Annotated in this window: 9 protein-coding genes; 6 read left to right on the top strand and 3 right to left on the bottom strand. The window is 60.0% G+C overall.

Annotated elements, in window-relative coordinates; all coding sequences use genetic code 11:
- Positions 1-71: 71 nt before the first annotated feature.
- Positions 72-1,130: a tRNA (adenosine(37)-N6)-threonylcarbamoyltransferase complex transferase subunit TsaD gene (gene tsaD / locus H6G07_RS16880; protein WP_073609411.1), complete on the bottom strand. Its 1,059-nt coding sequence runs from the start codon at positions 1,128-1,130 to the stop codon at positions 72-74.
- Positions 1,131-1,349: 219 nt separating this feature from the next.
- Here tsaD and H6G07_RS16875 point away from each other — a divergent pair, with 219 nt between their 5' ends.
- The 3 genes from H6G07_RS16875 to H6G07_RS16865 all read left to right on the top strand — a co-directional run bounded on the left by H6G07_RS16875 (position 1,350) and on the right by H6G07_RS16865 (position 2,630).
- Positions 1,350-1,850: a Photosystem I reaction center subunit III gene (locus H6G07_RS16875; RefSeq protein WP_073609412.1), complete on the top strand. Its 501-nt coding sequence runs from the start codon at positions 1,350-1,352 to the stop codon at positions 1,848-1,850.
- A gap of 47 nt (positions 1,851-1,897) precedes the next feature.
- A complete protein-coding gene (gene psaJ, locus H6G07_RS16870) occupies positions 1,898-2,023 on the top strand; it encodes a photosystem I reaction center subunit IX (protein ID WP_073609413.1) in 126 nt (41 codons plus the stop codon).
- A gap of 124 nt (positions 2,024-2,147) precedes the next feature.
- Complete coding sequence (locus H6G07_RS16865; RefSeq protein ID WP_073609414.1) at positions 2,148-2,630, top strand: photosystem I reaction center subunit XI; 483 nt, start codon at positions 2,148-2,150, stop codon at positions 2,628-2,630.
- Between the two features lie 198 nt (positions 2,631-2,828).
- Here H6G07_RS16865 and H6G07_RS16860 read toward each other — a convergent pair whose 3' ends face one another.
- Positions 2,829-4,037 carry a methionine gamma-lyase family protein gene (locus H6G07_RS16860; protein ID WP_073609415.1) on the bottom strand — a complete coding sequence of 403 codons (1,209 nt, stop codon included), beginning with the start codon at positions 4,035-4,037 and terminating at the stop codon, positions 2,829-2,831.
- 142 nt (positions 4,038-4,179) lie between these two features.
- On the opposite strand from H6G07_RS16860, the gene H6G07_RS16855 reads away from it, so the two are divergent.
- Positions 4,180-5,001, top strand: a complete 822-nt coding sequence (locus H6G07_RS16855) for an acyl-CoA desaturase (RefSeq protein ID WP_073609416.1) — start codon at positions 4,180-4,182, stop codon at positions 4,999-5,001.
- Positions 5,002-5,182: 181 nt separating this feature from the next.
- Here the strand turns inward: H6G07_RS16855 and H6G07_RS16850 are convergent, their stop codons facing one another.
- On the bottom strand, positions 5,183-7,111 hold the full coding sequence (locus tag H6G07_RS16850) for a response regulator (RefSeq protein WP_073609417.1): 1,929 nt from the start codon (positions 7,109-7,111) through the stop codon (positions 5,183-5,185).
- A gap of 456 nt (positions 7,112-7,567) precedes the next feature.
- Between H6G07_RS16850 and H6G07_RS16845 the strand changes: the two genes are divergently transcribed.
- Both H6G07_RS16845 and H6G07_RS16840 read left to right on the top strand, forming a co-directional pair.
- Positions 7,568-11,809, top strand: coding sequence for a response regulator (locus tag H6G07_RS16845; RefSeq protein WP_190740732.1), 4,242 nt, complete (start codon positions 7,568-7,570; stop codon positions 11,807-11,809).
- 144 nt (positions 11,810-11,953) lie between these two features.
- Positions 11,954-13,081: an ATP-binding protein gene (locus H6G07_RS16840; RefSeq protein WP_073609419.1), complete on the top strand. Its 1,128-nt coding sequence runs from the start codon at positions 11,954-11,956 to the stop codon at positions 13,079-13,081.
- The last annotated feature ends 34 nt before the right edge of the window (positions 13,082-13,115 follow it).

Raw genomic sequence — 13,115 nt, 5'->3', positions numbered from 1 at the left:
TAACCAACACAACCCTTAGGCGGGTGGTGGGGCGATCGCCCCACCACCCGCCGCTGAACCCCAGTGTAGCGTCAAGCTACAGCCATAGGCGCGTAAAGCTCCATCACCCGCGCCAGGTCGAGGCGCGACTGGGCACCGAGATCAAAGCCTGAATAGTGCCCCTGGTTGAAATGGTCGGCGGCAGCGCAGCCAATCATCGCGGCATTGTCGGTGCAGAGACTGAGGGGCGGAAACAGCACGCGCAGACCGTGATCGATCGCCGCCTGCTGGAGGTGCTGGCGCAGACCGCTGTTGGCGGCAACCCCACCCCCTACCGCCACCGTGGTGAGGCCGTAGGCCTGGGCACAGGCCACCACCCGGCGGGTCAGACTGCGGGCTACCGTGGTCTGAAAACTGGCGGCTAGATCAGCCACCGGTAACGGATCGACCCCCTCTGCCCTGAGTTTTTCTACCAGGCGCAGCATCGCCGTTTTCAGCCCGCTAAAGCTGGAGTCGTAGGGGTGAACCCCCCCCTCAGGGAGCGAAATATTGCCCTCCGGCAGCGGAAACGCCCGAGGATTGCCGCTCTGGGCTAGCTGGTCAAGGATGGGGCCGCCGGGATAGTCTAGCCCCATCAGGCGCGCTACCTTATCAAAGGCTTCCCCAGCGGCGTCGTCGCGGGTTTGGCCTAGGGTCTGATACTGGCCGCAGCCTTTGACGTAGATCAGGCTGGTGTGCCCCCCCGACACCAGCAGGCACAGGTAGGGGGGCTCTAGATCAGGGCTGGCCAAATAGTTGGCGTAGATATGCCCCTCTAGGTGGTGGATTCCTAAAAAGGGCTTGCGATGCACCATGGCCAGGGTTTTGCCCGCCGTGAGCCCCACCAGCAGGGCTCCCACCAGACCGGGAGTGCAGGTGGCGGCGACCCCATCGATGGCGGCCCAGCCCAGCCCAGCCTGCTCTAGGGCCGCGCCGATGCTCTCCCCCAGGGTGGTGACGTGATGCCGCGAGGCCACTTCGGGCACAATGCCGCCATAGGGCTGGTGAATGGCAATCTGCGAGGCAACGACGTTGCTGAGAACGGTGCGATCGCGCACCACTGCCGCCGCTGTTTCATCACAGCTAGTTTCTATCGCTAAAATCGTCGCCATGGGGGTTGTCGTCAGAGGAGAACTAGAGTAAGCCGCGAAAGCTGATTAGAGTAAGGCGCGTCGTAATTTGTAGAGATGTAAACACCCCACCGATCTTAGCTTTACGGGGGTTCGACCGCGAGGTATTATGGCGACCAAGTTGGGTGAATTTTTGTTCAAAAAACTTAACTTTGCGTTCAAATCGCCCTAGTTTCTTCGGTTAATTAAAAGGAACAGTTTATGCGACGGTTTTTTGCTGTAGCGCTTGTAGTGTTTCTCTGGTTTGGGTTTGCTTCCCCGGCTTCCGCTAGCCTGGCTGGCGACAACGTAGCCGGCCTTACCCCCTGTGGTCAAAACGAGGCCTTTCTAAAGCGAGCCGCTGGTGCCAAGACCGAATCGGCCAAAGCTCGGTTCGACTTTTATGGTAGCTCTACCTTGCTGTGCGGCAGCGACGGCCTGCCCCACCTGGTAGTAGACGGCGATCTGGCCCATGCTGGCGAGTTTTTGATTCCTAGCCTGTTGTTTCTCTACATCGCTGGGTGGATTGGCTGGGTAGGCCGCGCCTACCTAATCACGGTACGTGGTGAGAAGAATCCTGAAGACAAGGAGATCATCATCGATGTGCCCCTGGCCATCAAGTGCATGTTGACTGGGTTTGCCTGGCCGCTAACTGCCTTCAAAGACATTGCTAGCGGGGCCATGTTTGCTAAAAACGAAGAGATCACCGTATCTCCTCGCTAGGTCAATCTTTCACTTATTTCCAGAAAACGACCCAGGAGAATTAGACCATGAACAACGGCCTGCTTCGGTACCTGTCATCCGCCCCGGTGTTGGCCACCGTGTGGATGGTGGTTACCGCCGGTATTTTGATTGAATTCAATCGCTTCTTTCCCGATTTGCTGCTGCATCCCTAGGGAAAGACCTCGCGAGGGCTGCCTTGCGAGCACAATCTGAAGATGGTTTTTGGAGACCTACGGCATCTAAAAACCGTCTTTATCTATTTGCTGTGATCTTGTTTGAGTTGGAGAAACTTCCCCCATGACAGACCTCATTCAGCCCGCTGGGGATCCACAAATCGGCAACCTAGAAACGCCGATTAATTCCTCTGCGTTTTCCAAGGCTTTTATTGGCAATCTGCCCGCCTACCGCAAAGGGCTTTCCCCCCAGCGGCGCGGCTTAGAAATTGGCATGGCCCATGGCTATTTCCTCTATGGCCCCTTTGCCCTCCTCGGCCCCCTGCGTGATTCTGAAATCCCTGGCCTAGCTGGGCTGCTGAGCGCGGCGGGCCTGGTGGTGATTTTGACCGCTTGCCTGTCGATTTACTCAGGTTCTGGCCTTAACCACTCCGTTACTAGAGCCACTACCCCCTTCCCCCCTCCCGCTAGCCTCGAAACAGACGAAGGCTGGAGCGAGTTTGCCGGTAGCTTTTTAATCGGCGGTATTGGCGGGGCTACCTTCGCCTACCTGCTGGCGGCTAATTTGCCTATTCTGACCACCTTAGTTAGCGGCGGCCATAGCTAAGGCTCCTTCTGTTACTTGTATGCTGCAAACGTCAGGGGCGATGGACTGCAATCCACCGTCCCTAGCGTTTTTTAAAGCCTTGTGGGATGGCAGTTAGTCCAGGGTCGGTACCATTGGAAAATTGCTCTTCCCATCTATTTTTGTAGTCTGGTTCTGGAGTCGAGCCAATCGAAATGGGCCGATGCTGCTAAAGCTGTTCTACAACGGGCCGATCGCCTCTACTGCTGCTTCTATAGCTAGGGCTACGTGGGTCCAGTGGGTACCGCCCTGGCAGTAGACGACGTAGGGCTCCCGCAGGGGGCCGTCAGCAGATAGCTCTGAGGTGCTGCCGTCAATAAAGGTGCCCCCCGCCATCACCAGCTCGCTGTCGTAGCCGGGCATGGCTCCGGGTACGGGTTCCACGTAGGCATCTATAGGTGAACACTGTTGTACGGCCTTACAAAAGGCGATTAGTTTCTCGGGCGACCCCAGGCGAATCGCCTGAATGACGTCGCGCTGAGGCGCATTGGGGGCCGGGTTGACGGGGTACCCCAGGGCCGCAAAGGTAGCCGCCAGCAGATAATTGCCCTTCATGGCTTCACCGACCATTTGGGGCGCTAAAAATAACCCCTGGTAGAGCAGACGATTGAGGTTGAGGCTAGAGCCACCGCTGGCACCAATGCCAGGGGCGGTGAGGCGACAGGCGGCGGCGGCCACTAGATCGGCTCGGCCCGCGACGTAGCCGCCTGTGGGGGCAATAGTGCCGCCGGGGTTTTTAATCAGCGACCCGGCGATCAGATCGGCCCCAACGGCGGTAGGCTCACGATCTTCCAAAAATTCGCCGTAGCAGTTATCGACAAAACAGACAACGGTGGAATTCTGGCCTTTTATTGTAGCCACGATTTTTTCGATTTCGGCTATGGTGAGAGTTGACCGCCAGCTGTAGCCGCACGATCGCTGGATGTGCACCAGTCGGGTCTTTGGCCCCACTGCTGTTGCTAGGGCATCCCAGTCGAGGGTGTAGTCAGCGGTCAACGGTAACTCTCGATAGGACACCCCAAACTCTGCTAAGGATCCCTGGCCTTTGCTCCGTAAACCAATTACCTCTTCTAGGGTGTCGTAGGGAGTGCCTGCTACGGCCAACATTTCATCTCCAGGGCGCAGCGCGCCATACAGGGCGCAGGCGATCGCGTGGGTTCCTGAGACAAACTGCGATCGCACCAGGGCAGCCTCTGCCTGCATGACGTCGGCAAAGACGCGATCGAGGGTGTCGCGCCCCAGATCGTCGTGGCCGTAGCCCGACACACTGTTAAAGTGATGACTTCCCACCCGATGCTGCCGAAATGCCCCTAATACTCGCGCTAGATTTTGCTTGACCTGGGCGTCAATTCCATAAAAAATCGGAAGAAGGGTCGAGTCGGGGGGCATGATCAGGTTTGATTGTTGCAATGGTTAAATTTTTTCGTTAAGAAACAGGGGTAACTATTGTCCCCTACATTTACTCTGCCTGAGCAAAATTCTTACCGAGGATTCTTGCTAGGGCGCTTGTCCAAAATTCTGAGATTTTTGCATGACTGCTGTAACTACCGAGCGTTTGTCCCGAGATTGGGTCACCCTTGGCTTCATGATTTTTGTCCACAGCATGGCGGCCCTGGCGTTTCTGCCCGCTAATTTTTCCTGGGCGGCGATCGGGGTAGCGCTGCTGCTCCACTGGTTTACCGGCTGCCTAGGCATTACCCTGGGTTGGCACCGGCTGGTATCTCACCGCAGCTTTACGGTGCCCAAGTGGCTAGAGTATTTCTTTGTCTTTTGCGGCACCCTGGCCTGCCAGCATGGCCCGATTATGTGGGTTGGCCTGCACCGCCACCACCACGCCTACTCTGACCAGAGTCTCGACCATCACGACTCTAACAAGGGCTTTTGGTGGAGCCACATGGGCTGGATGCTGCGCGACGTGCCCGCTCGCCACGAAGTCGATCGCTTCATCCGCGATATCAAAGACGATCGCTTCTATATGTTCTGCGAAAAGTATTTTCTGCTAATGCAAGTTGGCCTTGGCGTAGTGCTCTATGCCATCGGCGGCTGGCCCTTTGTGCTGTGGGGCATCTTTGTGCGGCTAGTGGCGGTTTACCACTGCACCTGGCTGGTGAACAGCGCCACCCATAAGTTTGGCTACCGCAGCCACGACACCGACGACAAATCCACCAACTGCTGGTGGGTAGCCGTGTTGACCTACGGTGAAGGCTGGCACAACAACCATCATGCTTACCAATATTCGGCTCGCCATGGCCTAGAGTGGTGGGAAATCGACATGACCTGGATGATAATCAGCCTGCTCGAAAAGGTGGGCCTGGCTAAAAAGGTTAAGCTGGGCAACTTGGCCGAAGGCTAGACCACTGGGTTTCAATGTAGTCAAAAGGCGGGTTAGCAGTTGTGCTGACCCGCCTTTTTTATGCAATTTCAGCTTTTTAGCCCTTCGCTGCTATACAACCCGCCGATGCCCCTTTGCATCAGCGCCATGACTCACCTCAGGCCGAAAGAGACAGTTTCGACCCACCCCAGAGACCGCCCGTTTAGACCAGGGAGACCAGGCGGTGAGTCGCCTGTTGGTATAGGCGGTCTAGGGTATGGCCATCGGTGGGAAAGGTGGCCGCGCCCAACTGTAGGCCTAGGGGCCGGCCCAGATTGTCTGGGCTTGAGCGTAGCCTATCGGCCCAGAACTGGGCTAGGGGTGGCCCCAGCGCCTCCTGGGGGGAGGGCCAGGTGGGGGCCAGCGCTCCAATCAAAATTTCTTGATTGCTCCAGCGGGCGATCGCATCGCCCCGGCGAGTCAGGGTCGGCAGCAATGCCGCCAGCGCCACCATTAAATCCTTTGCTGAGGCTAGATCAGGGCTTAGGTGCAGTAGCACCAGGCTGAGGGGCTGCGGGTAGCGGTGGGCCAGGTGCAGTAGCAGCTCAAACTCAATGGTGCCCTTACGGCGGTTGGCCAGGCCGGTAAGCGGGTCAGTGCCCGCTAGAGTTTGCAGCAGGCGACCCCGCTCTAGCCGCTGAAACAAGCGGTTGACCAACTCCGGCTCCAGAATGGGCTTGGGCAGATAGTCGTCAGCTCCAGCCTGGTAGAGTTCGTAGACGGCAGTGGGCTCACGGCAGGCGGTGAGAAACAAAATTGGCAGGGTCTGCCAGCGCTCCTGCTGGCGCAGCTGCCGACAGAGATCTACGCCCCTTAGGTGGGGCATATCCAGATCGAGCAGCAACAGGTCGGGAGGGCTGGCCTCCAGGGCGACCCAGGTCTGGCGGGGGTCACTGAGCATCACCACGTCGAGACCCCAGGGGGGCAGCAGGCGCTGGAGCTGAGCCAAAATCAGCGGGTCGTCGTCAACGGCTAGCACCCGATGCCGGGTATCGCTGGGGCGAGACGGCACGGTCAGCGGCACGACGTCTGACCCACCGGAGGGTTCGAAGCTCTCTCCAGGCCCGGCAGCCAGCTGAGCATCGAGCTGATCGACTAGGGCAATAAAATCAGCTCGCTGGGCGGCATTGGGCTGTGTGAGCCAGTCTTCGAGGCGGCGGGCTAGGTGCGAGCCTGAGGTCAAACCAAACAGGCCCAGGGAACCAGCCAGCTTGTGGGCGGCCCCCTGGGCCTGTGACCGCACTTCCTCGGTTAGGGGAGGTTGGTTTAGGGCGGCAACTGCTCGGCGCAGGGCGGCCATGCGATCGCCAATAATGGGCCGAAACTGGTCAAAGGCGGCGATCGCCGCCGCTCGGGCGGCCTCTGCTTTTGCCTGCTCTGGGGCGGGGGCGGGCTGGGGCAACTCTGGCTCGGTGGCCGGTGGGGCAGGCCTGAGACGATAGCCCATGCCGTAGACGTTCTCGATCATGTCGTCGGCCCCGGCCTGCTTGAGCTTGCGCCGCAGCCGCTTAATGTGGGTGCGAATGGTTTCTTCTCCAGGGGACTCGTCGGCGCTCCACAGCCGTTCTAACAGCACCGTGTTGCTAAAAATGCGATCGGGGTGGCGCAGCAGCAGCTCCAGCAGCCCATACTCCTTGGGGGAAAGCACCACTGTCTGGTCTGCCACCGTCACCAGATTTGCGTTAGGGTCGCACTGGAGCTGGCCCCAGTGCAGCGTGGGGCTACTCATCACCGTCGGGCGGCGCAGCAGTGCGCGCAGGCGGGCGGTCAGCTCGGTCAGGGTATAGGGTTTAACCAAGTAGTCGTCGGCACCGGCATTGAGCCCTTCGACTTTGTCATCGTTGCTGCCGCGCCCCGTTAGCATTAAAATTGCCCCGGCATAGCCCGTCTGGCGCAGCCGACGACACAGTGATAGCCCGTCTAAACCCGGCAGGTCAATGTCTAAAACAATCAGATCGTAGGGGGCAGACCGGGCATACTCCCAGCCCAAGAGCCCGTCGGTGGTGGTGTCGACGACATAGTGCTGGGCGGCTAGATCGCTGGTCAGCCGCTCGATTAAGACCTCGTCGTCGTCGACTAGAAGAATTTTCATGGTGGCTTCAGCCGTCGCAGGGATAGCGTAGCTTAGAATGCCCGCCGCGATCGCAGAATTTCCGTCTTAGATCATCGCCCCGCCCCAGCTTGATCGGTTTGCCGCTGCTGGTGTTCACGCTGTTGTCACAGTTGCCATCCACTATGAATATGTTCCCAAGACAGCGTCAAATCAAGGGAGCAGGAGTTCCGTCCGATTGTCTATACCCTGCCCTAGGGAGGCTTAGCTTGACCGCCAAGGGCCGCCCTGGGGTAAGACAGGTCGTCGGGGAGGGGGATTAACCCCCCTCCCCGATGGCTACGGGTTAGGTACGGTGGTGGCGTAGCTGACCTGGGAGAGGCTTGAGGCTCCAAACCAAATTCCCCGTCGTTGCCCTAGTGGTTCGCCCATTTTTGGGTGAAACCCCTCTAAATCGGGAATCTTGGCTACATTGGTCTTGCTCTAATGCCTCGAGTCATGCCGCTTCCCTGCCCCGACCCTGCAATGCGCTACGCCGATCGAGTTGCGGCTGGCGAAACTCTGCTGATCGTCGATGACTCGTTAGAAAACCTCAGGTTTCTCTCTAAGACCCTCAAGGGCCAGGGCTATGGGGTGCGGTGCGCCCGCAGCGGGGCCATGGCGCTGCGAGCCGTGCACACCACCCAGCCCGCCCTGATTCTGCTCGACATTCGCATGCCCGAGATGGATGGCTACGCAGTGTGTCAACGACTGAAGGCCGACCCCACCACCCAGCCCATCCCAGTCATTTTTCTCAGCGCCCTAGATGAAGCGCTCGACAAGGTCAAGGCCTTTGAGGTGGGGGCCGCCGACTATTTGACCAAGCCCTTTCAGGTGGAAGAACTGCTGGCTCGGGTGGCTAACCAGCTAACCATTCGCCGCTTGCAGCACTGCATGACGGTGCAAAACCAGCAGCTCCAGCAGGAGATCTGCGATCGCAGCCAAGTTGAGACCAGCCTCCAGCAGGTGACGGCCCGGCTATCGACCTTGATTGAGCACCTCCAGGTGGGGGTGATCTTGGAGGCTTTGAGCGGCCAAGTGGTGATGGTCAACCAGCCCTGCTGCGACCTGTTTCGCCTAGAACTGCCCCCAGCCGCTCTGATTGGAATCGATGGCCAAGCCTTTGCCCAAGCTAGTGTCGGCCTGTGGAATGATGCCACTGCCTTCACTCGGCGCATCGCGGCTCTGCGGCAAGCCCAGCAGCCGGTGGTGGCCGAAGAAATTGCCCTGGCCGACGGTCGCACCCTTGAGCGAGACTACGTGCCCCTAATGGGCGATCGCGGCCTGGAGGGCCACCTCTGGCAGTACCGCGACATTACCGCCCGCAAGCAGGCCGAGCAGATTTTGCTGCAAAATTCCCAGGCGCTCAACCACTTTAGCCAGAGTCTGAAGCAGCTGCACCGCCTCAGCTTGACCCAGTTTGACAGCTTTGACGCCCTGCTCCACGACTACCTCGACACCGGCTGTCAGGTGCTGGGGTTTGCCGGTGGGCTGGTGGGCAAGATCGAGGGCGAAGACTACGTGGCGATCGCGATGGAGGCAACCCTGCCCAGGCTGAAGTCCGACCTGCGCTGCCCCCTTGACGACACCTTTTGCAGCCTGGCGATTCATCAGCAGCGTACCGTGGGCTTTACCCACATTGGTGCCCAGCCAGAGCTGCGCCAACACCCTCTGTATCAGGCGCTGCGGCTAGAGTCATACCTGGGCACCCCGATCTGGGTGGAAGGTGAGGTCTATGGCAACCTGTGCTTTTTTGACACGACCCCGCGCCCCCATGGGTTTAATCAACACGAGACCGAAATCATTGAGCTGATGGCCCAGAGCATTGGCAAGGTGATCAGCACCGACCGGCTAGAGCAGCAGCGACAGCGAGCCAGGGTCAAGCTACAGCAGAGTGAAGAGCGCTGGCAGCTCGCCATTCAGGGCAGCAATGCGGGCATCTACGACCTTGACTTTCGCACCCAGACGGCGTTTTTCTCGGAGCGCTATCGGGCGCTGCTGGGCTACACCGACCCCGTCGCCCACGAACAGCTAAGCGATGACGACCTGCGCTGGGAGTCGCGCATTCACCCCGACGATTACGATCGCGTCATGGCGATGCACCACGCCTATTTGATTCAGCGCCGCTTGCCCACCTACGAAGTAGAGTATCGGCTGCGCTGCCGCGACGAGAGCTACAAGTGGGTGATCTCACGGGGGCAGGCCCTGTGGGATGAGCAGGGGCGGCCCATTCGCCTGGTGGGCTCGACTAGCGATATTAGCGAACGGATGCGGCTGGAAGCCGAACGTAAGCGGGCTGAGGCCGCCCTGCGTCAGAGCGAAGAGAAATTTCGCCAGCTCGCGGAACACATCGACAGCGTCTTTTGGATCTACGAGCCCCAGCAGCGCCAGTTTGTCTACGTTTCGCCCGCCTACGACAGTATCTGGGGCCGCCAGCGAGAAGAGCTTTACCACAACCCGCGGGCCTGGCTTGAGGCGGTGCATGCCGACGATCGCGATCGGGTCACCCGAGGCCTGCCGCGCCGTCACGCCCGTGAGGCCCTGGCCCACTTTAGCTACGACGAAGAGTTTCGCATTGCTCGCCCCCTGGGTCAGCCCGCCTGGGTGCGGGTGCGGGCCTTTCCGATTCGCAACGAGCAGGGTGAGGTCTACCGCTTGGTAGGGGTGGCCGAAGACCTCACCCAGGTAAAGCGCCAGGAGGAATCGCTGCGGCTGATTGTCGAAGGCACGGCGGCCAAAACGGGCAGCGATTTCTTTGAGTCGCTGGTGCGCTATCTGGCCGATATTTTGCAGGTGCGCCATGTCTTGGTCACCCAACATCTGCCAACAGCCCCAGAGCGAATCCGCACCCTGGCCTTTTGGCGGCATGGTCAACTGGGCGATCGCCTGGAGTATGACCTAGCGGGCACCCCCTGTGAGCGGGTGGTGGCGGGCGAGGTGATCTATGTGCCCCAGCGGGTGCAGGTGCTCTACCCCGACGATGCCGAACTGAGGGCGCTAGGGGCGATCAGCTTTTTGGGCATTCCCCTGGTGGATGCGGCCTCCCAGGTGATCGGCCACCTGGCGGTGATCGACGACAAGCCCATGGTCGATGACCACACCCGCGAGCTAATTTTGCGCATTTTTGCCGCTCGGGCAGCGGCGGAGCTAGAGCGCCAGCAGACTGAAGATGCCCTGCGCCAGGCCCGCGAAACTGCCGATGCCGCCAACCAGGCCAAGAGCATCTTTTTGGCCAACATGAGCCACGAGCTGCGCACCCCCCTCAACACCATCATCGGCTTTGCCCAGCTAATCACCCGCGACTGCCAGCTCGAAACCCAGGCCCAGGACTACCTCGCCATCATCAGCCGCAGCGGCGAACACCTGCTGGCGCTGATCAACGACGTGCTCGAAATGTCAAAAATTGAGGCCGGGCGCATTTCGCTCCATGTCACTACCTTTGACCTGTCGTACTTGCTATCTAGCCTAGAGGCCATGCTTACCCTCCAGGCCGAGGCCAAGGGGCTGAGTCTGAGCTTTGACTGCGACCCGGCCCTCCCCACCTACATCGCCACCGACGAGGGCAAACTGCGCCAGGTGTTGATCAACCTGCTGGGCAACGCCATCAAATTTACCCCGGCTGGTCAGGTCACGCTGCGAGTGCGCTGCCAGCCCGTCCTGGATCAGGTCGCGGTGAGCGACTCCGAAACCAACATCGCCCTGGAGTTTGCCGTGATTGACACTGGCCCCGGCATTGACCCAGAGGACATCAATCGCCTGTTCGAGCCGTTTATTCAGAGTGCGGCGGGGCTGCGCTGGTCTGAGAACAATCTGGGGCCATCGCACCAGGGCAGCGGCTTGGGTCTGCCGATTAGCCAGCAGTTTGTGCAGCTCATGGGGGGCGAACTCACCCTTGAGACCCAGCTCGACCAGGGGGCGACCTTTACCTTTGTGCTGCCCGTGCAGCAGATCGAGCGATCGGCGATGTTTCCGGCCCTCGACGAACCGCCGATTGTCGGTCTGGCCGCCGGTCATCCTCCCTGGCGGCTGCTGGTGGTTGAAGATCATCCCGCCAACCGCTACCTGCTGGTGCGCCTGCTCACCGCCGCTGGGTTTGAGGTGCAGGCGGCCCCAGATGGCCATGCCGCCGTTGACCAGGCCCAGAGCTGGTGCCCCCACCTGATCTGGATGGATATTCGCATGCCCGGTCTCGACGGCTACGCTGCCACAGGGCAGATTCGAGCGCTGCATCTCGACCCTGAACCGGTGATTATTGCCCTCACCGCCAGCCCCTTTGAAGAAGAGCGAGCTAAAATCTTAGCCGCCGGGTGCGACGACTTTGTGCGCAAGCCCTTTCAGATGCAGGCGATTCTGCAAAAGATCGCCGCCTATCTGCCGGTGCGCTACCGCTACGCCGCTGAGGCTGACGCTCCCCCTTTCCCCAGCCAGGCCAGGGAAACGGGTGTAGGCGTTACCCCGCCCGCTACCGTGGAGCTGGGGCTGTGGCTACAAACCATGCCCCCTGAGTGGCAATTAGGCCTCACCCAGGCGGCTATTGCCGGTTCCGACGATCGTCTGCTTGAGTTGCTCAGCCAGATGCCCGACGCTCCGGTCAGTGTGGCTCAAACCCTGACGGGCTGGGCCAAAAACTTTGAGTTTGACCGCATTCTCGACTGTCTGCGCCCGAGGGCCGAGGCGACCCGACCGGGGAACGCTGAATAGGGTTAGACGTTGCTTGCCCCCGGCTGGGTTGATCCTAGCAGCGCTCGACAGGCTGGGGCTGAGATGGCAATCGGTAGAACGAAAACGAAAACGAATTAAAGAACGGAGGTGCACGGTGTCTAAGATCGAGGCGGGAGGGATGCCATGACTGCCCCTAACGATGCGGTCGTCAAGGGCGACATCTTGATTGTTGACGATACTCCCGACAATCTGCGGCTGCTGTCGGCGATGCTGGGGCGGCATCAGCTGGGGGTGCGCAAGGCTTTGACCGGCCAGTGGGCGATCGCTGCAGCCCAGGCCGTCCCCCCCGACCTGATTTTGCTCGACATCAAAATGCCGGAGATGAGCGGCTATGAGGTCTGCCAGCGGCTGAAGGCCGATCCCCAAACCCAGGCCATTCCGGTGATTTTTATCAGCGCCCTCGACGATGCGATCGATAAGGTCAAGGCCTTTGCCGCTGGCGGAGCCGACTACATCACCAAGCCGTTTCAGGAGGCGGAGGTGCTGGCCCGCATTGCCCACCAGCTCGAGCTGCGGCGGCTTCAGGCTCAGCTGGTGGCTCAAAACGAAGAGCTGGTGCGCTCTAACCGAGAGCTAGAGCAGTTTGCGTCGGTGGTGTCCCACGATTTGCAGCAGCCGTTGCAGAGCATTTTGGGCTACACCAAGCTGATTGGGCTCACCTGCCCCGCGGTGCAGCAGTCACCGGCTCAGCCTTACCTCAAGAGCATTCTGGAGGCCAGCGATCGCATGCAGCAGATGATTCAAGACTGGCTGGCCTACGCCCAGGCGGGGCAGGCCCAGCCCACCTTTGCCCCGGTGGACGGCAACGCCCTGCTCGACCAGGTGATGCTCAATCTCAAGGTGGCCCTGACCGAGTCGCGGGCGCAGCTGCGCTATGGCGATCTGCCCACCGTGATGGGCAATGAAGTGCAGCTCATGCAGCTATTTCAAAACTTGATTAGCAACGGCCTAAAGTTTGTGCAGCCCGGTGCGGTGCCCCAGATTACGCTGGCGGTGGAACCCCTATCTCAGGTCTGGCAATTTAGCATTCACGACAACGGCATTGGCATTGAGGCCGAGCACCTGGGGCAGATTTTTGAGGCCTTTCACCGCCTCCACGACGCCCAGAGCTACCCCGGCAGCGGCATTGGCCTGGCCACCTGTCAAAAGATTGTCGAGCGCCACGGTGGCCGCATCTGGGTGGAGTCGCAGCCGGGCCAGGGCAGCACCTTTTATTTCACCCTACCGGCGGCTCCCAGCCGCGACGGCTAGCTTCGGCTTTATTTCCCTCGTTTTCGGAATTTCC

This window comes from Phormidium tenue FACHB-1052 (assembly GCF_014696675.1).
GTDB classification, from domain to species: Bacteria; Cyanobacteriota; Cyanobacteriia; order Phormidesmidales; family Phormidesmidaceae; genus Nodosilinea; species Nodosilinea tenuis_A.
Note: the sequence above shows the minus strand (reverse complement) of the source record. Positions and strands in the feature narration are given on the sequence as shown.